Source organism: Paucibacter aquatile (assembly GCF_002885975.1).
In the GTDB taxonomy this organism is placed as follows: Bacteria; Pseudomonadota; Gammaproteobacteria; order Burkholderiales; family Burkholderiaceae_C; genus Paucibacter_A; species Paucibacter_A aquatilis.
Genome location: NZ_POSP01000003.1, coordinates 1,601,830 through 1,620,092 on the forward strand (window position 1 = coordinate 1,601,830; position 18,263 = coordinate 1,620,092).

18 protein-coding genes are annotated in these 18,263 nt (G+C 66.6%); 4 read left to right on the forward strand and 14 right to left on the reverse strand.

Annotation, left to right across the window (positions count from 1 at the left end; all coding sequences use genetic code 11):
- Positions 1-14: 14 nt before the first annotated feature.
- Both htpX and C1O66_RS10170 read right to left on the reverse strand, forming a co-directional pair.
- On the reverse strand, positions 15-890 hold the full coding sequence (htpX, locus tag C1O66_RS10165) for a protease HtpX (RefSeq protein WP_102767772.1): 876 nt from the start codon (positions 888-890) through the stop codon (positions 15-17).
- A 44-nt stretch (positions 891-934) separates the two neighbouring features.
- The gene (locus tag C1O66_RS10170; protein ID WP_102767773.1) at positions 935-1,360 is read right to left on the reverse strand and encodes a hypothetical protein; all 426 of its coding nucleotides are present in this window, start codon (positions 1,358-1,360) and stop codon (positions 935-937) included.
- A 129-nt stretch (positions 1,361-1,489) separates the two neighbouring features.
- Here C1O66_RS10170 and C1O66_RS10175 point away from each other — a divergent pair, with 129 nt between their 5' ends.
- The 3 genes from C1O66_RS10175 (at position 1,490) to C1O66_RS10185 (ending at position 4,540) form a co-directional block, all read left to right on the forward strand.
- Positions 1,490-2,377, forward strand: a complete 888-nt coding sequence (locus C1O66_RS10175; RefSeq protein ID WP_102767774.1) for a LysR family transcriptional regulator — start codon at positions 1,490-1,492, stop codon at positions 2,375-2,377.
- Positions 2,378-2,444: 67 nt separating this feature from the next.
- Positions 2,445-3,107 (forward strand): response regulator, encoded by a 663-nt coding sequence (locus C1O66_RS10180; RefSeq protein WP_102767775.1) that lies wholly within the window; start codon positions 2,445-2,447, stop codon positions 3,105-3,107.
- The gene (locus C1O66_RS10185; protein WP_102767776.1) at positions 3,104-4,540 is read left to right on the forward strand and encodes a sensor histidine kinase; all 1,437 of its coding nucleotides are present in this window, start codon (positions 3,104-3,106) and stop codon (positions 4,538-4,540) included. Before C1O66_RS10180 ends, C1O66_RS10185 begins: the two co-directional genes overlap by 4 nt.
- Before the next feature lie 7 nt (positions 4,541-4,547).
- Here the strand turns inward: C1O66_RS10185 and C1O66_RS10190 are convergent, their stop codons facing one another.
- From C1O66_RS10190 to C1O66_RS10235, 10 genes are all read right to left on the reverse strand, one after another.
- Positions 4,548-5,540, reverse strand: a complete 993-nt coding sequence (locus C1O66_RS10190; RefSeq protein WP_102767777.1) for an alpha/beta hydrolase — start codon at positions 5,538-5,540, stop codon at positions 4,548-4,550.
- A 210-nt stretch (positions 5,541-5,750) separates the two neighbouring features.
- On the reverse strand, positions 5,751-6,731 hold the full coding sequence (locus C1O66_RS10195; protein ID WP_102767778.1) for a tripartite tricarboxylate transporter substrate-binding protein: 981 nt from the start codon (positions 6,729-6,731) through the stop codon (positions 5,751-5,753).
- Between the two features lie 98 nt (positions 6,732-6,829).
- Positions 6,830-8,152, reverse strand: coding sequence for a phenylacetate--CoA ligase family protein (locus tag C1O66_RS10200; protein WP_102767779.1), 1,323 nt, complete (start codon positions 8,150-8,152; stop codon positions 6,830-6,832).
- On the reverse strand, positions 8,149-8,448 hold the full coding sequence (locus C1O66_RS10205; protein WP_102767780.1) for a hypothetical protein: 300 nt from the start codon (positions 8,446-8,448) through the stop codon (positions 8,149-8,151). The genes C1O66_RS10200 and C1O66_RS10205 overlap by 4 nt, the downstream gene beginning before the upstream one ends.
- A 45-nt stretch (positions 8,449-8,493) precedes the next feature.
- Entirely contained in the window at positions 8,494-9,300 is an 807-nt protein-coding gene (locus C1O66_RS10210) for an ABC transporter ATP-binding protein (RefSeq protein WP_102767781.1), read from the reverse strand.
- Positions 9,301-9,457: 157 nt separating this feature from the next.
- Positions 9,458-10,783, reverse strand: a complete 1,326-nt coding sequence (locus tag C1O66_RS10215; RefSeq protein WP_102767782.1) for an ABC transporter substrate-binding protein — start codon at positions 10,781-10,783, stop codon at positions 9,458-9,460.
- Between the two features lie 82 nt (positions 10,784-10,865).
- A complete protein-coding gene (locus C1O66_RS10220) occupies positions 10,866-11,930 on the reverse strand; it encodes a branched-chain amino acid ABC transporter permease (RefSeq protein ID WP_102767783.1) in 1,065 nt (354 codons plus the stop codon).
- 116 nt (positions 11,931-12,046) lie between these two features.
- On the reverse strand, positions 12,047-12,976 hold the full coding sequence (locus tag C1O66_RS10225) for a branched-chain amino acid ABC transporter permease (RefSeq protein ID WP_102767784.1): 930 nt from the start codon (positions 12,974-12,976) through the stop codon (positions 12,047-12,049).
- A gap of 12 nt (positions 12,977-12,988) precedes the next feature.
- Positions 12,989-13,810, reverse strand: a complete 822-nt coding sequence (locus C1O66_RS10230) for an ABC transporter ATP-binding protein (RefSeq protein ID WP_102769586.1) — start codon at positions 13,808-13,810, stop codon at positions 12,989-12,991.
- A gap of 23 nt (positions 13,811-13,833) precedes the next feature.
- On the reverse strand, positions 13,834-15,780 hold the full coding sequence (locus tag C1O66_RS10235; protein WP_102767785.1) for an AMP-dependent synthetase/ligase: 1,947 nt from the start codon (positions 15,778-15,780) through the stop codon (positions 13,834-13,836).
- Between the two features lie 226 nt (positions 15,781-16,006).
- Between C1O66_RS10235 and C1O66_RS10240 the strand changes: the two genes are divergently transcribed.
- Positions 16,007-16,735: a Crp/Fnr family transcriptional regulator gene (locus C1O66_RS10240; protein WP_243392765.1), complete on the forward strand. Its 729-nt coding sequence runs from the start codon at positions 16,007-16,009 to the stop codon at positions 16,733-16,735.
- Positions 16,736-16,782: 47 nt separating this feature from the next.
- Here the strand turns inward: C1O66_RS10240 and C1O66_RS10245 are convergent, their stop codons facing one another.
- Positions 16,783-17,409 carry a GNAT family N-acetyltransferase gene (locus C1O66_RS10245; RefSeq protein ID WP_102767787.1) on the reverse strand — a complete coding sequence of 209 codons (627 nt, stop codon included), beginning with the start codon at positions 17,407-17,409 and terminating at the stop codon, positions 16,783-16,785.
- A gap of 219 nt (positions 17,410-17,628) precedes the next feature.
- The gene (locus C1O66_RS10250) at positions 17,629-18,210 is read right to left on the reverse strand and encodes a porin family protein (protein ID WP_133155160.1); all 582 of its coding nucleotides are present in this window, start codon (positions 18,208-18,210) and stop codon (positions 17,629-17,631) included.
- Between the last annotated feature and the right edge of the window lie 53 nt (positions 18,211-18,263).

The window sequence follows — 18,263 nt, forward strand, 5'->3', positions numbered from 1 at the left end:
GGATGGGTGATGACTCAGGCCGATTGCTGCAGGCGGGCGATGCGCTGCTCCATCGGCGGGTGGCTGGAGAACAGCGCCAGCATGCCGCCGGGGCGCGAGCTGATGCCCATGGCCTGCATGGCCTTGGGCATCTCGCCCGGGTCCAGGCCGCCCAGGCGCGCCAGGGCATTGACCATGGGTTGCTTGCGACCCATCAGCTGGGCGGCGCCGGCATCGGCACGGAACTCGCGCTGACGCGAGAACCAAGCCACGATCAGGGCCGCGACCACACCAAGCAGCAGGTCCATCACCAGCGTGGTGACGTAGTAGCCGATGCCCGGGCCGTCGTTCTGATTGCGCAAGACGATCTTGTCGACAAAGTAGCCCACGATGCGCGAGAGGAAGACCACAAAGGTGTTCATGACGCCCTGGATCAGCGCCATGGTCACCATATCGCCGTTGGCCACATGGGCCACCTCGTGGCCGATCACGGCCTCCACCTCTTCGCGCGTCATGGACTGCAGCAGGCCGGTGGACACCGCCACCAGGGCCGAGTTCTTGAAGGCGCCGGTGGCGAAGGCATTGGGCGCACCCTCGTAGATGCCGACCTCGGGCGTGGCGATGCCGGCTTTCTCGGCGAAGCGCTCCACCGTGGTCACCAGCCAGATGTGGGTGGTGTCGTTCGACTGGTTGATGATCTGCACGCCCGTGGTCCATTTGGCCATGGGCTTGCTGATCAGGAGCGAGATGAAGGCGCCGCCAAAGCCCATCACCAGGGCAAAGCCCAGCAAGGTGGTCAAGTCCAGGCCGTTCGCATGCAAGAAGCGGTTCAGCCCGAGCAGGTGGACCGCCAGGCCCAGCACCAGCATGACGCCGAGATTGGTCAATAGAAACAAGGCAATGCGTTTCATGGTCTCAGTCCTCCAAATTCAGATGTGATGCAGTCCGGTGCACTTCAAGCCGAAGGCAACGAACGCTGCGGGGCCAAGCTGGCCGCCTTGCTCTGCATCAGCTTGAGCAAAAGGCTCAAGCCGCCACCGAGCAGCAGGAGCAAGAACATGCCCAGACCCCAGCCCACCCAGATCAAGGGCGAGAGCCATTCACCGAGCACGGGCATGGCCTCCAGCACCGCCTTGAGCAGGGGCGCGAACAGATCCACAAACTCGGCCAGGCCTTGCAGCAAGCCCTCGGGCACCCAGGGCGCCAGCCAGGCCGGCAAATGCAGGTCGGACAGGCGGGCACCCAGGGTGGGCAACCCTTCCGCTTGCGAGCCCAGGGCGGTCACGGTCCACACCGCCAGGCTGTGAAAGGCCCAGCTGGCCAGCGACCAGAGCGCAGCCAGCAGCCCCACCATCAACCAGGTCAACAGGTAATAGGCCATCGTCTTCCCCCTTCTTGTCCGAAACACAGATGGCTGCATTCTCCGCCGCGCCACACTTCCAAACAAGCAGCGCTGGCATACGATTCACTTCTGTTTTTCGGAAGTCAACAGATTGAGCGCGGAGGCTCCATGCTGAATTTCAGGCACTTGCACTACTTCTGGGTCGTGGCCCAGGAAGGCGGCTTTGCGCGCGCCGCGGAACGGCTGGACATGGCCATCCAGACGGTCAGCACCCAGGTGCGCGAGCTGGAGAGATCGCTCGGGCACCAGCTGCTCAAGCCCGCCGGCCGCGGCGTGGCTTTGACCGAGGCGGGCCAGACCGCGTTTGCGCGCGCCGAAGAAATCTTCCGCCTCGGCAGCCTGATCCCGGAGGAGGTGCGCCAGGCGGCGCAAGGCCCGACGGCCCGCCTGGCCGTGGGCCTGAGCGACGGCATCTCCAAACTGGCCGCCCACGCCCTGCTCGCGCCGGTGCTGGGCACCGAGTCCCTGCGCCTGCTCTGCCACGAGGGCGAGGTCGACCCGCTGCTGGCCGAGCTGGCCATGCACAAGCTGGACCTGGTGCTGGCCGGGCGGCCGGCGCCGCACAAGCCGGGCCTGCGTCTGAGCAGCGAGCTGCTGGTTCAGGCGCCGGTCGATTGGTATGGGCCGAAGACCCTGGTGCACGCGGCCGAGCTGCGCGAGTTCCCGCTCTGCCTGAACCGCCTGCCGGTGCTGCTGCCCACGGCGCACTCGGCCCTGCGCGGCACGCTCGACCACTGGTTCGCCGAACAGGGGCTGCAGCCCAATATCGTCGGCGAGTTCGAGGACAGCGCCCTGATGGCCGTGTTCGCCTCGCGCGGCCTGGGTGTGTTTCCGGTCAGCCGCCTCGGCGGTGAAGACCTGGAACGCATGCATGGCCTGCGCCTGCTGGGCCATGTCGAGGAGGTGAAGGAAGAGATCCACGCCATCCGCTCGCGCCGTGGCCAGCACCACCCGCTGGTGCTGCAGTTGCTGGACGCGGCCCGCCGGGCGCCTTGATCGGCTCGCCCCGCCTGCGGTTTGTCCCGAGGCGGGCCGCGCAGGGGCATGGGGACAATGCCGCGCCATGCATGTCTTGATCGTGGAAGATGATCTGGAGCTGGGCCGGGCCTTGCAGCAGGTGCTGCAGACCGAGGGCTTCAGCAGCCAGTGGCTGCGCCGCGCGGCCGACGCCCCCCAGGCCGTGGAGCTGGCCGATTACGCCTGCGTGCTGCTCGACCTGAGCCTGCCGGACGGCAGCGGCTTCGACCTGCTCGCCCGCTGGCGCCGCGGCGGCGCGCTGACGCCGGTGCTCTTGATCACGGCCCGCTCGGGTCTGGATGAGCGTCTGCGCGGCCTGGACGGCGGCGCCGACGACTACCTGGTCAAACCCTTTGCCATGCCCGAGCTGCTCTCGCGCATGCGGGCCGTGCAGCGGCGCTATGCCCAGCAGGCCAGCGAACTCTGGCGCATCGGCGATCTGGAAATCTCGCCCGGCGCGCGCACGGCCCGCGTGGGCGGGCAGGCGCTGGAGCTGTCACCGCGCGAGTTCAACATCCTGCTGGAGCTGGCGCGCGAACCTGGCCGGGCCGTGGCCAAGGGCGCCCTGGCCCAGCGCCTGGAGCCGCTGGGCGAAGCGTTGGAGTTCAGCGCGTTGGAGGTGCACATGTCCAATCTGCGCAAGAAGATTGGGCCCGAGCGCATCCACACCCTGCGCGGCGTGGGCTACCGCCTGGAACGGCCGGAATGAGCAGGCCGGGCAGCTTGCGTGCGCGCTGGCTCGGGCCCAGCCTGACGCGGCGGCTGATCGTCTCCCTGCTGCTGGCCTTTGTGCTGGTCTGGGCCGCCCTGCTGCTGCTCTACTGGCAGCGCTGGGCCCAGGGCCGCGAGGCCCGTCTGCAGCAGACCGTGGACCAGGTGCTGGCCCAGCTGCGCCCCGAGCACAGCGCCGCCGAGGCCGCCCTGCGCCTGCGCAGCATCGACGAGCTCTCGCAGCAGGAGCTTCAGGACGCCGGCCAAAGCACCCGGGCCGGCTTCATCCTGCGCGACCGCCGGCTGCCGGACGATGCGCCACCGGTGTACGTGGCCGAGCGCCTGCGCGAGCTGCCGGGCTTGAACTGGCAGCTGAGCCCCGGCCGCTGCAGCTTGCCCGGCCAGGACTGCCTGCTGCGCAGCCGCAGCAACGCCCGTTGGGCGCTGCACCGCATCAGCTTGCCGATGAGCGACCGGCAGATCTTTGCCGGTATCCACCAGGCCCTGCTGCCCCTGCTGCTGCTGGCCTTTCCCTTGATCCTGCTGCCGCTATGGCTGGCGGTGACGCGCGGCCTCGCGCCCCTGAACCGGCTCAGCCGCGAGCTGCGCCAGCGCCGGCCGGAGGATCTGAGCCCCCTGCCCCCGGCTCTGCAGCAAGCCCTGCGCCACCGCGAGCTGCAGCCCCTGGTGCAGGCCTTGCAAAGCCTGCTGGGCCGCTTGCGCGGCCATCTGGAGCGCGAACGCGGCTTCGTCGACGACGCCGCGCATGAGCTGCGCACGCCCATGGCCTGGATCAGCGCCCAGGCCCATGTGCTGCGCCGCGCCGAAGACGCTGGCGCGCGCGAGCAGGCAGGTCGGCAGCTCGACGCCGCCGTGGCGCGCGCCTCGCACCTGGTGGAGCAATTGCTGGCCCTGGCCCGCATGGAGGCAGCCTCGGCGCCGGTGCCGCAAGACCTGGACCTGGCCGAGTGGCTGCGCGAACAGCTGCTCACCTTTCTGCCCGAGGCCGAGCGCTCGGGCATCGAACTGAGCCTGGATGCCCCTGAGCACTTGCCCTGGCGGGTGGAGCCGCAAGCGTTGGCCTCCATTGTCGGCAATCTGATCGGCAACGCGCTGCGCTACGCCGGCCACGGCGCCCAGCTGGAACTGCAGCTGCTGCACGATCCGGCTCAGCCAGATGTGCTGGAGCTGTGGGTCAAGGACGATGGCCCGGGCATCCCGCCCGAGGCCCAGGGCCGGCTGTTCCAGCGCTTCCAGCGCGGCCCGAAGGGCTCGACCCCGGTGGAGGGCGCTGGCCTCGGCCTGGCCATCGTCCAGCAAGCCAGCCTGCGCCTCGGGGCCTCGCTGAGCCTGCTCAGCCCGCGGCCGGAGCTGAAACCGCCGCGTGGCTGCGCCTTTGGGGTGCGCCTGCCGATGGCTTCGCGGGCTTGAGCTCGGCTCAGCGCCCGGCGCCGGTGGAGGCTCCTGTGGGGGTGCCAGTGCTGCCGGCCACCTGCCGCACCAGTTCGCAGTACGCCGGCTGGGCAGGCCCCTGTCGGATCAGCCCGGCATGGCTGGCCTCGGGCAGCTCGACCCAGCGCTTGTGCTCGCCTCCGGGCAGGGCCTCGAAGACCGCGCGGCCCAGCTCGGCCGGCGTGGTCTCATCCCGGCCCCCGGCCAGCACCAGGGTCGGGCCGCGGTAGGCGGCCAGGGCCTGGCGGTTGTCGATGCGCTCCAGGCCCTCGCTGATTTCCAGCTTGAGCAGGGGCGCCAGCAGGCCGGCACGGCGCCGCACGGCATGCTCGGCCGTGGCGCGCGGGCTGGGGGCGGCGCCGGACAGAATCAGGCCGTCCACCGGGCGCGCCTGGGCCACCTGGCCGGCCATGAAGCTGCCCAGGGAATAACCGTGAACCAGCACGGGGCCGGCACCGGCCGGCTGCTGGGCCCGAACATGGTCGCGCACATGGTCATACAGGCGCAGCGCGTCGGCCGTCAGCGTCTCGACCTTGGGCTCGCCGCCGCTGCGGCCATAGCCGCGGTAGTCGAACATCCAGACATTGACCGGGCAGCCGGCCAGGGCGTCCAGCACGGCGTCGCCGCCATCGTCGATGTGGAAGAGATTGCCACCGAAGTACAGCACCGTGGCCAGGGCATCGGGGCGCTGCAGGCTCAGGCCTTGCAGCTGCACCGGCGCAGCGTCGGCGCTGGCGCCCGGCACGCTCAGGCTTTGCGGCAGCAGGCGCACGGCCGGGTTCTGGCGCGTCAGCGCGGTCGACTGCAGGGTGCTGCGAGCCTGGAAGCCGCTGAGGCGGTCGGGTTTGATGAACTCCTGGTCGCCCAGGCGCAGGGTCTGGCAGGCGGCCAGAGGCAGCAGGCAGGCGGCAACCAGGCCCAGACGCAGAGCCAGGGCGGAAAGACGGGAGACGGCTTGGGCAGGGGATGTGAATCGCATCGCATGAAGACCGCGGCCGATGGAGGCGGCGCCGGGCGGTCGCTGTGGTTGAAGACAGCGGCGATTCTTCGCGGCCAAGCTTTAGGCCAGCCAAAGATGATGGGAGCCACCCACCTGGCCGGCGGACCCCAAGAAAAAGAGCCCGGCAAGCCGGGCTCTGGGACTCAGACGCAGGGCGCGTCTGCGGGCTTCCACGCCATCAAACCATCTTCAGTCGGCGTACTGGCCGGCCGCCTTGATGATGGGGCCCCATTTGTTGATTTCGGATTCGACAAACTTCTTGTGCTCGGCGCCGTTGACGCGGTTGTCAGTGACGATGACCGCACCCAGGGCTTCCTGGCGCTTGTGGAAATCGGCATCGGCCAGGGCCACCTTCAGGGCCGCGGCCAGCTTTTCCAGCACCGGCTTGGGCGTGCCCTTGGGGGCGTAGACGCCGTGCCAAATGTTGACGCTGAAGCCCTTGAGCCCCATTTCATCGAGCGTGGGCAGCTTGGCCAGCGCGGGCGCGGTCAGGCGCTTGCTGCTGGTGACGGCATAGGCCTTGACCTTGCCGCCCTCGATCTGGCTGGTGGTGTTGGTGGTCTGGTCGCACATCAGGTCGATCTGGCCGCCCAGCAGGTCGGTCATGGCCGGGCCGGTGCCCTTGTAGGGCACGGTAGTCATGTCGATCTTGATGGTGCTCTGGTACAGCAGGCCGCACAGGTGCGAGGCCGAGCCCAGGCCGGCATTGCCCAGGTTGACCTTGCCCTTGTTGGCATCCAGCCATTTGGCCAGCTCGGCATAGCTGTTCGCGGGCATCGAGGGCTTGGCGATCAGGGTCATGGGCACTTCGTTGATCAGGCCCAGGTACTCGAAATCGTCGAGCGTCTTGTACTGCATATTGCGGTACAGGGCCGGCGAGGTGGCCATGCCGATGTGGTGCAGCAACAAGGTGTAGCCATCGGGTGCGGCCTTGGCCACCTTGGTGGCGCCCAGCGTGCCGCCGGCACCGCCGACGTTCTCGATCACGATGGTGGCGCCCAGGGGCTTGCGCAGGGCCTCGGCCAGGTCTCGGGCCACCTTGTCGGTGGGGCCGCCGGCCGAGAAGGGCACGACGATGTTGACGGGCTTCTCAGGGTAGTTGGCGAGGGCGGCGCCCGAGGCCAGGGTCAGCAGACTCAGGGTCAGCAGGGGCAATGCAGTCTTCTTCATGTCAACAGTCCTCGAATGGCGAGTGGGAGGACTGTGATCCTAGGCGGCAGGCCAGCGCTGGAGACAGCGGGAACTACGTAATCCGCCAAGCGAGAAGGTCAATCGAGTTTTCGTGCGTCTTCGATCACGCGCCCATCATTGGGCAAGCTGCCCGGCGGCAGCAGCTCCACCTCGGCGCGCAGCTTGGTGATGTCGCGCAGGGCAGCGGCCAGCTGCTCGCTCAGGCCCTCGCGCGGCACGGCCTCGGGCAACTCCAGCTTCAAGGTCAGGCGGTCCTGCGCCATCTCACCCTCGACCACCAGGCGCGCCCGGCTGGCCTGGGGAAAGCGGCGCTGCAACTCGGCCAGCTGCGAGGCATGGATGAACATGCCGCGCACCTTGGCCGACTGATCGGCCCGGCCCAGCCAGCCGCGGATGCGCTGGTTGCTGCGTCCGGTCGGGCAGGTCCCGGGCAGGATGGCCGAGAGATCGCCGGTGCCAAAGCGGATCAGCGGGTAGTCGGGATTGAGCGTGGTGACGACCAGCTCGCCGACCTCGCCCTCGGCCACCGGCTCGCTGCCACCCGGGCGGACGATCTCGACGATGATGCCTTCGGCCAGCACCAGGCCTTCGCGCGCTGCGGTCTCGTAAGCGACCAGGCCCAGGTCGGCCGTGGCATAGCACTGGTAGCCGGCCACGCCGCGCTCGGCCAGCCAGTCGCGCAGGCTGTTCGGGAAGGCCTCGCCGCTGAGCAAGGCGCGCTGCAGGGAATCGAGGCGCAAGCCGCTCTCGGCCGCCTTGTCGAGCAGGATCTTCAAGAAACTGGGCGTGCCGACATAGGCCTGCGGCCGCAGATCGCGCATGGCCTGCATCTGCAGCTCGGTGTTGCCGACGCCGCCGGGAAAGACCGTGCAGCCCAGGGCATGGGCGCCGCCCTCCATCATGGCACCAGCGGGGGTCAGGTGGTAGCTGAAGCTGTTGTGCACCAGGTCGCCCGCGCGCAGGCCGGCGGCGAACAGGGCACGGGCGACGCGCCAATAATCGGGCGCGCGGCCCTCAGGCTCGTACAAGCCACCCGGGGACTGAAACACGCGGCCGGCACCGGCGCTGCGCAGGCAGCCTCGCCAGCCAATGGCCGAGAAGCCGCCCAAGGCTTCGTGGGGCTCATGGGCTCCGTCGATTGCCGAGCCCTGCCCTTCGCGCAAAGCCAGCTGGCGCGCGGCCAGCTCGGACTTGCGGATCACGGGCAGGCGGGCCAGGGCCGCGCGGTCGCCCACCTCGGCCGGCTCCACGCCGGCCAGCAGATCGGCATAGGCGGCGGTGTGCGCCTTGGCATGGCTGAGCTGCAGACGCAGGGCGGCAAAGAGCTGGGCTTCGCGATCGGCGGGGTCGCGGGTTTCCAGCGCGTCGAAGAAAGCGTCCGAGGGGGCCGCGGCGCTCATGGTGTTTCGTCCGTCCAGCGGTTCAGGCGGCGCTTGACCTCGTCCAGCAGGCTGCGCACCTCGGCCGCGTTCTTGCAATGCCGCGTCTCCCACTCGGGGCTGCGCGCCGGGCGTTTGACCAGGCGGGCCAGCAGTTGGACGTCCTGCGCACTCAGCTCCAGCACCGGCTGGCCCTGCAGCCAGAAGCTGTCACCGCGCGCCTCCAGCGCACGCAGGTCGCGCAGATTGCGCTTGAGGGTGAGCAAGGCCTCCTCGGGCCTGAAGGGCGGGAGGGCGAAGAAGGCGTCTTCGTTCATGGCCGGCTTTCTGTCGGAAAGGGAGATGGGCGTGGCCATATCGGATCAGGCCAGCCAGCGCTTGCGGCGCTTGTAGCTCTTGACATCCTTGAAGCTCTTGCGATCACCGCCACCGGTGCCGAGGTAGAACTCCTTGACGTCCTCGTTCTCGCGCAGCGCCTGGGCCGCACCATCCATGACCACGCGGCCACTCTCCAGGATGTAGCCGTAGTCGGCATAACGCAGCGCCATATTGGTGTTCTGCTCGGCCAGCAAAAAGGTCACGCCTTCCTTGCTGTTGAGGTCTTTGACGATCTCGAAGACCTCTTCGACGATTTGCGGCGCCAGGCCCATGGAGGGCTCGTCCAGCAGCACCATGCGCGGGTTGGCCATCAAGGCGCGGCCGATGGCGCACATCTGCTGCTCGCCGCCCGAGGTGTAGGCGGCCTGCGAGCTGCGCCGGGTCTTGAGGCGGGGGAAGTAGTTGTAGACCTTCTCCAGCGTCTCGGCCACGGCGGCGCGGCCGTCGCGCCGGGTGTAAGCGCCGGTCATCAGGTTGTCCTCGATGCTCAGGTGGGCAAAGCAGTGGCGCCCCTCCATCACCTGCACCACACCGCGGTTGACCATCTCGGCGGTGGAGAGCTTTTCGATGCGCTCGCCGCGCAGCTCGATGCTGCCCTTGCTGACCTCGCCGCGCTCGCCGGCCAGCAGGTTGGACACCGCCCGCAGCGTGGTGGTCTTGCCCGCGCCATTGCCACCGAGCAAGGCCACGATGCGGCCTTCCTGAACCTGCAAGGACACGCCCTTGAGCACCAGGATCACGTGGTTGTAGATGACCTCGATGCCGTTGACGTTGAGGAATGGGGTGGACATGGTGGGTGGGTGGGAGTGAACGGGTGAACGGGTGAACGGATGAAGGGGGGAGCGGGTGAACGGGTGAAGGGGGGGGCGGGTGAAGCGACGGCGTTCTGACTCACCTGTTCACTTGTTCACCCGTTCACTCAACGACTTACCCGTTCACCTCACTCCGTCACGACTGGCAGTCCGCCGGCGTGCGGCGCTCCAGCTTCTTCTCGGCCGCGTACTTGTCGGCCGCCTGCTTGACCATGGGCTTCAAGATCTGCTCATCCGCCTGCATCCAGTCGGAGCTGAAGTTCCACTTGGCGCCATCCCAGGTATGCACGCGGGCCCAGGTGGAACCCATGTGGTCGGCGCAGGAGGTGGACAGCGGGCGCAGCACGCCACCCAGGCCCAAGGCGTCGAGCTTTTTCTGATCCAGGGCCAGGTTCTCCAGGCCCCAGCGAACCTGCTCGCCCGTCATGACCTTGCCTTTGCCAAAGCGCTCCTGGGCGCGCCGCACCGCCTCAATACCCAAGGCCTGGATGATCACGCCGCGGGTGTAGAGCACCGAACCGACCTCATCCTTGGGCCCACTGCCCTGGCCCTTGTCATGCACATGCTTGAGGATGTCCTGGATGACCTTGGGGCTCTGGCCCGAGGTATTCAGCGCCAGCGCGTTGTAGCCCTTGGCGCCCTCACCCACGTCCTTGACGTCAGGCTCGGCGCCGGCCCACCAGACGCCGTACATCTTCTCGCGCGGGTAGCCGGTGGCCTGGGCCTCCTTGAGCGCGGTGGAATTCATCACGCCCCAGCCCCAGAGCAGCACATAGTCGGGTCGTTGCTGGCGCACCTGCAGCCACGCGGACTTCTGCTCGACACCTGGCGCCGTGACTGGGATCTTCAGCAGGTCAAAGCCATGCATCTTCTGGCGTTCATCCAGCAGGGGGATGGGCTCCTTGCCGAAGGGCGAGTCGTGATAGACCAGGGCGATCTTCTTGCCCTTGAGCTTGTCGAAGCCGCCCTCTTTCTTGGCCAGGTGCTGGATCAGCATGTCGGCCGCCGTCCAGTAGCTGCCCATCAGCGGGAAGTTCCACTTGAAGACATTGCCATCCTGTGAGGCGGCCAGGCCATAGCCCAGGGTGATCAGGGGGATCTTGTCCTTGATGACCTTGTCGGTCAGCGCAAAGGTGATGCCCGTGGCCTGCGGGTCGAAGAGTGTGGCGCCCTTGCCTTTCAGGCGCTCGTAGCACTCGACACCCTTGTCGGTGGCGTAGCCGGTTTCGCATTCTTCATACGTCAGCTTGACGCCGTTCACACCGCCGTCGCGGGCGTTGATCATCTTCAGATAGTCCTGCTTGCCATTGGCCCAGGGCGTGCCGTTGGGGGCATAGGGCCCGGTGCGGTAGACCAGCAGGGGGAAGAACTGCTCCTTGGCTTCGGGCGCCGCCTGAGCCGGGCCGAACAGGCCCGATGCAGCTGCGGCCAGGGCCAGAACGAGGGATGGCTTCAGTTTCATGCGTGTCTCCAGTCGATGCGCACTCAAGCGGTGCGTTATGGGTTGAACAAACAGCAGGCGCGAAAAAACAGTGTGGACAAGGTCAGTGCGGGAAAGGCCAGAGCCGCAGCTTCTCCTTGGCCGTGGACCAGAGCCGGGCCAGACCATGGGGCTCCTTGATCAGGAAGAACACGATCAGGGCACCGAACACCATCAGCTCCAGATGCGAAGCCGTCTCGGTGCTCATGGGCAGGCCCAGCCAGTGCGGAATCTGGTTCAGCAGCAGCGGCAGAAAGATGATGAAGGCCGCGCCAAAGAAGCTGCCCATGATGGAACCCAGGCCGCCGAGGATGACCATGAAGAGCAGCTGGAAGCTGCGGTCGATGGAAAAGGCCGCCGGCTCCCAGGAACCCAGATGCACAAAGCCCCAGAGCGCACCGGCCACGCCAACGATGAAACTGCTGACGGCAAAGGCGCTGAGCTTGGCGTAGACCGGGCGTATGCCGATGACGGCCGCCGCCACATCCATATCGCGCATGGCCATCCATTCACGGCCGACGGCGCCGCGCACCAGGTTCTTGGTCAGCAGGGCGAACACGCAGACAAAACTCAGGCAGAACAGGTATTTCTGCACCGGCGACTCAATGGCCAGGCCGAAGACGCTGAGATCCGACACCGAGACATTGCCCGACGAGGAATTGTTGGTGAACCATTTGATGCGCAGAAAGGCCCAGTCGCAGAAGAACTGCGCCGCCAGCGTGGCCACCGCCAGATACAGGCCCTTGATGCGCAGCGAGGGAATGCCGAACAGCACGCCCACCACCGTGGAGCACACCCCGCCCAGAAGCAGCGAGAGGATCAGCGGCATGCCCTCGATGCGGACCTGGAAGTTGTAGGCCGCGTACGCGCCCACCGCCATGAAGGCGCCCGTGCCCAGCGAGATCTGGCCGCAGTAACCGACCAGCACATTGAGGCCCAGTGCCGCCAGCGACAGGATCAGAAACGGGATCAGGATGGCCCGGAACAGGTACTCATTGCCCAGCAGGGGCAGGCCGACAAAAGCCAGGGCCAGCAGCGCCGCCATGGCCCAGCGGTCCTGACGGATCGCCAGGATGGCGCTGTCGGCGCGGTAGCTGGTTTTGAATTGGCCGTTTTCGCGGTAAATCATGTCGTTTGGACGCTCTGTTGCTGGCAAATCAGTGAGCCGGTGAACAAGCGAACGGGTGAACCCCGTCCGCCATCACCTGTTCACCTGTTCACCTGTTCACTTACTCACCCACCCACTCACACCCGATCAATGATCTTTTCGCCGAACAAACCCTGAGGCCGAACCAGCAGGAAGAGCAGTGCCAGCACATAGGCGAACCAGATTTCGATGCCGCCGCCCAGGGCCGGGCCGAGGTAGACCTCGGAGACCTTCTCGCCCACGCCGATCAGCAGGCCGCCGATGATGGCGCCGGGCACCGAGGTCAGCCCGCCCAGGATCACCACCGGCAGCGCCTTCAACGCCACCAGCGAGAGCGAGAACTGCACACCCAGTTTGCTGCCCCAGATGATGCCGGCCACCAAGGCCACAAAGCCGGCCACGCTCCAGACGATGACCCAGATGGTGGACAGGGGGATGCCGATGGACTGGGCGGCCTGGTGGTCGTCTGCCACGGCGCGCAGGGCGCGGCCGGTGGCCGTCTTCTGGAAGAACAAGGCCAGCAAGGCCACCATGGCCGCGGCGATCAGGGCGGCGTAGAGGTCTTCCTTGTTGATCAGCACCCCGCCTTCAAAACTCTTCTCGAACAGGAAGATCGGGTCCTTGGGCATGCCGACATCGATCTTGTAGATGTCCGAGCCGAAGACCATCTGACCCAGGCCTTCAAGGAAATAGGTGATGCCTAGCGTGGCCATCAGCAAGGTGATGCCTTCCTGGTTGACCAGATGCCGCAAGGCCAGGCGCTCCACGCCCCAGGCCACCACCACCATCACCGCAAAGGCCGCGACAAAAGCCAGCAGATTGGCCAGCAGCGGGCTGCTGATGCCGGTCCAGAGCGGAATCCACTCGGCAAAGCGCGCCATCGCCAGGGCCGCGAACAGCACCATGGCGCCCTGCGCGAAATTGAACACGCCCGAGGCCTTGTAGATCAGCACAAAGCCCAGTGCGATCAGCGAATACAGCATGCCTGTCATCAGGCCGCCGAATATTGTTTCAATGACGAATCCCATCACGACTCCATCTCAATGCGAGGTGCCCAAATAGGCGCGGATCACGTCTTCGTTCTGGCGCACCTCGGCGGGCGCGCCATCGCCGATCTTCTTGCCGTAGTCGAGCACCACGACACGGTCGCTGATGTCCATGACCACGCCCATGTCGTGCTCGATCAGCACGATGGTGGTGCCGAACTCGGCGTTGACGTCGAGGATGAAGCGGCACATGTCCTGCTTCTCCTCCACATTCATGCCGGCCATGGGCTCGTCCAGCAGCAGCACCTGCGGCTCCATGGCCAGGGCACGGCCCAGGTCCACGCGCTTTTGCAGGCCGTAAGGCAAGCGGCCGACCGGGGTCTTGCGGTAGGCCTGGATCTCAAGGAAATCGATGATGCGCTCGACCTTCTCGCGCTGCGCGATCTCCTCACGCTCCGCCGCGCCCCAGCGCAGGGCCTGCTGGAGCAGATTGCAGCGCATGTGCAGGCTGCGCCCGGTCATGATGTTGTCCAGCACGCTCATGCCCTTGAACAGGGCCAGGTTCTGGAAGGTGCGGGCTACGCCCATCTCGGCCACCTGGCGCGAGCTCATGTGCTTGAAAGTCTTGCCGCGAAAGCTGATCTGCCCCTGCTGCGGCTGATAGACCCCATTGATGCAGTTGAGCATGGAGCTCTTGCCCGCACCGTTGGGGCCGATGATGGAGCGGATCTCATGCTCGCGCACATCGAAGCTGATGTCGGTCAGCGCCTTCACGCCGCCAAAGCTCAACGAGATATTGCGCACCTCAAGGATGACATCACCGATCTTCTTGACCGCGGTGTTGTCGCCGGGAATGCTGATGTCGTTTGGGTCCATCGGGCTGCTGCTGCTCATCATCATCAGGCGGCGCTCTTCACGGCCGCGAAGGTCTGGGCATCATTGATGCGCAGATCGGCGGCCACCTTGCCGCTGCGTCCGTCCTCGAACTTGACGGCGGTTTCGATGTACTGCGAACTGCGGCCGGCATACAGTGCCTCGATCAGCACCGCGTACTTCTCGGCAATGGCGCCACGCCGCACCTTGCGGGTGCGAGTCAGCTCGCCGTCGTCGGCATCGAGCTCCTTGTGCAGGATCAGGTAGCGGCTGATCTGGCTGCCGGCCAGCAGCGCATCCTGGGCCAGGTCGGCATTGACCTGTTGCACGCAGTCGCGGATCAGCTCGTACACCTCGGGCTTTTGCGCCAGATCGGTGTAGCCGGCATAGGGCAGGTTGCGGCGCTCGGCCCAGTTGCCCACGGCGTCGAAGTCGATGTTGATGAAGGCGCAGACGCGGTCGCGGCCGTCGCCAAAGGCCACCGCCTCCTTGATGTGGGCAAAGAACTTGAGCTTGTTCTCCACATACTTGGGCGCAAACATGGCGCCATCAAAGGCCCCGCCCCGCAGCCGCCCCACGTCCTTGGCGCGGTCGATGATCTTCAGATGGCCATGGGCATCGATGAAGCCGGCGTCGCCGGTGTGGAACCAGCCCTCGGGCGTCAGCACCTCGGCCGTGGCCGCCTCGTTCTTGTAGTAGCCCTTGAGCAGGCCCGGCGACTTGACCAGGATCTCGCCGCTCTCGGCCAGCTTGATCTCGACCCCTTCGATGGGCACACCCACGGTGTCGGCGCGGGCCTCGTGATCGGGCTGCAGGCAGACAAAGACGGCGGTCTCGGTCGAGCCGTAGAGCTGCTTCAAATTGATGCCGATGCTGCGGTAGAAGCTGAACAGATCGGGGCCGATGGCCTCGCCCGCGGTGTAGGCCACGCGCACCCGCGAGAGGCCCAGGCTGTTGCGCAAAGGCCCGTAGATCAGCAGATCGCCTAACTGGTATTTCAGCTGGTCCAGCAGGCCGACCGGGCGGCCATCCATCAGCGCTGGGCCGACCCGCCGCGCCAGGGCCATGCAGCGGGCGAACAGCCAGCGCTTGGGTCTTGATGCGTCTTCCATGCGGATCATCACGCTGGTCAGCAGGCCCTCGAACACCCGCGGCGGCGCGAAGTAGTAGCTCGGGCCAATCTCCTTGAGATCGATGCTGACCGTGCTGGTCGATTCGGGGCAATTGACCACATAGCCGCAAGCCAGCCACTGGGCATAGCTGAAGATGTTCTGGCCGATCCAGGCCGGTGGCAGGTAGGCGAGCACCTCTTCCTCATGGCTGAGGCGGTCGAAACGCGCGCCGGCCTGGGCGCGGTCGATCAGGCTGGCATGGGTGTGGACCACGCCCTTGGGGTTGCCCGTGGTGCCCGAGGTGAAGAACATGGCCGCGACATCGTGGCTCAGCCCTTGCGCGACCTCGGCGGCAAAAAAGCCGGGGCGAGCCAGGGCATCGTGACGGCCGCGCTCGCAGAGCTCGTCGAGCGAGCGCAGGCCCATCTCCTGGTAGCTGCGCAGGCCGCGCGGGTCGTCAAACCAGATGTGGCGCAGTTGCGGGCAGTGCTCGCGCAGCTCCAGCATCTTGTCCACCTGCTCCTGGTCCTCGACCACGGCAAAGGCGACCTCGGCGTTGTTGATCGGGAAGACAAACTCGGCCGCCACCGCATCCTGGTACAGCGGCACGGGGATCGCCCCCAGCGACTGGGCTGCCAGCATGGCTGCCGACAGGCGCGGCCGGTTCTCCCCCACCACGATCAGATGCTGGCCCCGCTGCAGGCCGGCGAGCGCCAGCCCATGGGCCAGCTCGCGCACCAGCACGGCCAGCTGCGACCAGCTCAGGGTCTGCCAGATCCCGTATTCCTTTTCACGCAGAGCCGGCGCATCGGGGCGCTCGGCGGCATGGGCCAGCAAGAGGCGAGGAAATGTCGCATCCACGTGTTGTCTCCTGTGTCGTGCATGCAAGACCCGCAAGAAGCGGTGCTGCCGACATCTGTTGCCTGCATGGTAGGTCGTCACTTTGACGCTGTGTTGTCGTTGTAACGACAATTCAAGGGACTCCCCCGCCGGTACTTTCCCGGGGGTGGCCTGTAAGCGCTGCGTCATCTTGGGCGGTGGACACTGCCGTATGAATTCAGCGTCAGGGCCCCGTTCCGAGAGCGGCGTGCCTCATCCACCATCCAGCCCCAGCATCCCTTTGCGCCAGCGCGCCCGCCCGGCCACGGCGGCCGAGCTGGCCGCCATCCCCTGGCTGGATCTCTTGGACGAGGCGCAGCGCGAGCGCGCCGTGCAGCAGCTGCAAGTGGCCGAGGCCGATGTCGGCGAGCGCGTTTGCCGCATCGGCCGGCCGGCGACCTTCTGGTTCGGCGTGGTCGATGGCCTGCTCAAGATGAGCAATGACGACTCCAGCGGACAAGCCATCACCTTCACCGGCGTGCCGCCGGGCGGCTGGTTTGGCGAGGGCACCCTGCTCAAGCGCGAAAGCTACCGCTACAACATCCAGGCCCTGCGGCGCAGCGTGGTGGCCGGCCTGCCGATTGAGGCGTTTCATGAGCTGCTGGAGGGCAGCATCCCCTTCAACCGCTTCATGCTCAACCAGCTGAACGAACGCCTGGGCCAATTCATCGCCGCGCGCGAGATCGACCGCATCACCGACCCCGAGCTGCGCGTCGCCCGCAACCTCGCCGCCCTCTTCCACCCCCAGCTCTACCCCGGCGTGGGCAGCCTGTTGCGTATCACCCAGCAAGAGCTGGGCTACTTGGTCGGCCTGTCCCGCCAACGCGTCAACCTGGCCCTGCACACCTTGGCGGGCCATGGCCTGATCCGCATCGAGTACGGCGGCCTGCGGGTGCTCGATCTGCAGGGGCTGAGGCGATTTCCGGTGCTGGCTTGAGCCTGCCGGTTGCACCAGGGCGGCCGAACACGGCCGCCGCATGAGCTTCAGGCGCTGTAAGCGCCGAACGAGGATTCTGGGCTTAGCGCTTGCTCGGCCAGAGCCGCCGCTTGACGCCGGCTCTGCGCCAAATGAGCCCGATGCGCCGGCGTGGTTTCAAACAACAGGCTGGGGGCCTGCTTGGGCACATCGGCCAAAGCGCCTTTCAAGCGCATGCCCAGCCGCTCCAGGGTGCGGCGGGTGGGCAGATCGGTGGGGCGAACCAGGGCCAAAACCGAAGGTGCGTGCAGTTCCTGAAAAGCCTGCTGCAAGGCCAGTTCACCGACCTCGGTGGCATAGCCCAAGCCCCAGGACTGCGGATGAAGCCAGAGCTTCAGGCACAAGCTTTGCCGGCCATCGACCGCCTGCCACATCAGGCCGCCAAAGCCCAGCAGATCCTTGCCCTCATCACCGCCGAGACTCATGGCCCAGCAACCATAACCCCAGCGCTGCCAGTGCAGCTGCCAGGACTGCAGCAACTCCAAGCTGGCCTCACGTGAGGTGGGCTGCGGCCGTGTCCGCTGCGTCAGCGGGTCGGACTGGATGCGATGCAGAGCCTCCAGATCACTCGCCACGGGGGCTCGCAACAACAGCCGCCCGCTCGCCATGGGACCCCAAGCCTCGCTCAATGCCATGAATGCCTGCCCTTCAACGGTGAAATACCAGTGAAAACCCTAGGCCATACCTTAACGGCAATGCAGGGGATGCGAACACCCCCCGATCACAGGGGCGCGCTATCCGCACAAATCGGCGTAGCGACACCACAAAGCAAGCACGCCCCGCGGCAAAGCTTGCGCACGGGGCGTGTCCTCATGCAGGGCCTCGATTCGCGGCGAAGGCCCTGCCAAGCTTGATCAGAAGCGGTACTTCACGCCTGCGGTCCAGGTGTTCATGTGCTCACCGTAGGTGCTGGCAACCGGCGCCTTGTTGTAGCGGGTCAGTTCGGTGCGCAGGGACCAGTTCTTGTCCAAGGCGTACTCGGCACCCAGGCCGAGCTTGAAGCCGACGCCATGAGCGTTCTGGCCGTCGATGCCGCTGAACTTGCGGTCGAGATGGCTGGCACCCAGACGGCCGTAGACGGCGAACTTGTCGCTCACGGGCAAGCGGCCGATGGCGTCCAGGGAGTAAGCCGTGGTCTTGCTTTCGGTGCTGCCGATGCCGTGGGTGCCCAGGCGTTGCACGCTCAGCTCGGTGGCGAAGTGCTTGTTGAACTGGTAGCCACCGCTGATGCCGTAGATGGTGCCGCGCTTGTCGGTGGCGACCGCCGGGCTGGTGGGGCTGCTCAGGTTGTTGCGGGACTGACCCAGGTCACCACTGAGGTAGAAGCCCGAATCACCGGACGATGCGGCACGTGCGGCGCCGCTGGCCGCGCCCAGTGCGAGGGCCAAAGCCGAGATGGAAGCCAGGGCGATCTTGGAGTTCTTGTTCTTGGTCATGGTGGGTTCCTTTCCTTCGCGGCCGCCGAGGCGGGCCGCATCACAGGGTTTCA

Excerpts from the sequence above, each read along its gene's own strand:
- C1O66_RS10245 (WP_102767787.1), bottom strand. The coding sequence starts at position 17,409 with ATGGCATTGAGCGAGGCTTGGGGTCCCATGGCGAGCGGGCGGCTGTTG.
- C1O66_RS10205 (WP_102767780.1), bottom strand. The coding sequence starts at position 8,448 with ATGAACGAAGACGCCTTCTTCGCCCTCCCGCCCTTCAGGCCCGAGGAG.
- C1O66_RS10175 (WP_102767774.1), top strand. The coding sequence starts at position 1,490 with ATGCTGAATTTCAGGCACTTGCACTACTTCTGGGTCGTGGCCCAGGAA.
- C1O66_RS10230 (WP_102769586.1), bottom strand. The coding sequence starts at position 13,810 with ATGGACCCAAACGACATCAGCATTCCCGGCGACAACACCGCGGTCAAG.
- C1O66_RS10250 (WP_133155160.1), bottom strand. The coding sequence starts at position 18,210 with ATGACCAAGAACAAGAACTCCAAGATCGCCCTGGCTTCCATCTCGGCT.
- htpX (WP_102767772.1), bottom strand. The coding sequence starts at position 890 with ATGAAACGCATTGCCTTGTTTCTATTGACCAATCTCGGCGTCATGCTG.
- C1O66_RS10225 (WP_102767784.1), bottom strand. The coding sequence starts at position 12,976 with ATGGGATTCGTCATTGAAACAATATTCGGCGGCCTGATGACAGGCATG.
- C1O66_RS10215 (WP_102767782.1), bottom strand. The coding sequence starts at position 10,783 with ATGAAACTGAAGCCATCCCTCGTTCTGGCCCTGGCCGCAGCTGCATCG.
- C1O66_RS10170 (WP_102767773.1), bottom strand. The coding sequence starts at position 1,360 with ATGGCCTATTACCTGTTGACCTGGTTGATGGTGGGGCTGCTGGCTGCG.
- C1O66_RS10210 (WP_102767781.1), bottom strand. The coding sequence starts at position 9,300 with ATGTCCACCCCATTCCTCAACGTCAACGGCATCGAGGTCATCTACAAC.
- C1O66_RS10195 (WP_102767778.1), bottom strand. The coding sequence starts at position 6,731 with ATGAAGAAGACTGCATTGCCCCTGCTGACCCTGAGTCTGCTGACCCTG.
- C1O66_RS10220 (WP_102767783.1), bottom strand. The coding sequence starts at position 11,930 with ATGATTTACCGCGAAAACGGCCAATTCAAAACCAGCTACCGCGCCGAC.
- C1O66_RS10200 (WP_102767779.1), bottom strand. The coding sequence starts at position 8,152 with ATGAGCGCCGCGGCCCCCTCGGACGCTTTCTTCGACGCGCTGGAAACC.
- C1O66_RS10190 (WP_102767777.1), bottom strand. The coding sequence starts at position 5,540 with ATGCGATTCACATCCCCTGCCCAAGCCGTCTCCCGTCTTTCCGCCCTG.
- C1O66_RS10180 (WP_102767775.1), top strand. The coding sequence starts at position 2,445 with ATGCATGTCTTGATCGTGGAAGATGATCTGGAGCTGGGCCGGGCCTTG.
- C1O66_RS10185 (WP_102767776.1), top strand. The coding sequence starts at position 3,104 with ATGAGCAGGCCGGGCAGCTTGCGTGCGCGCTGGCTCGGGCCCAGCCTG.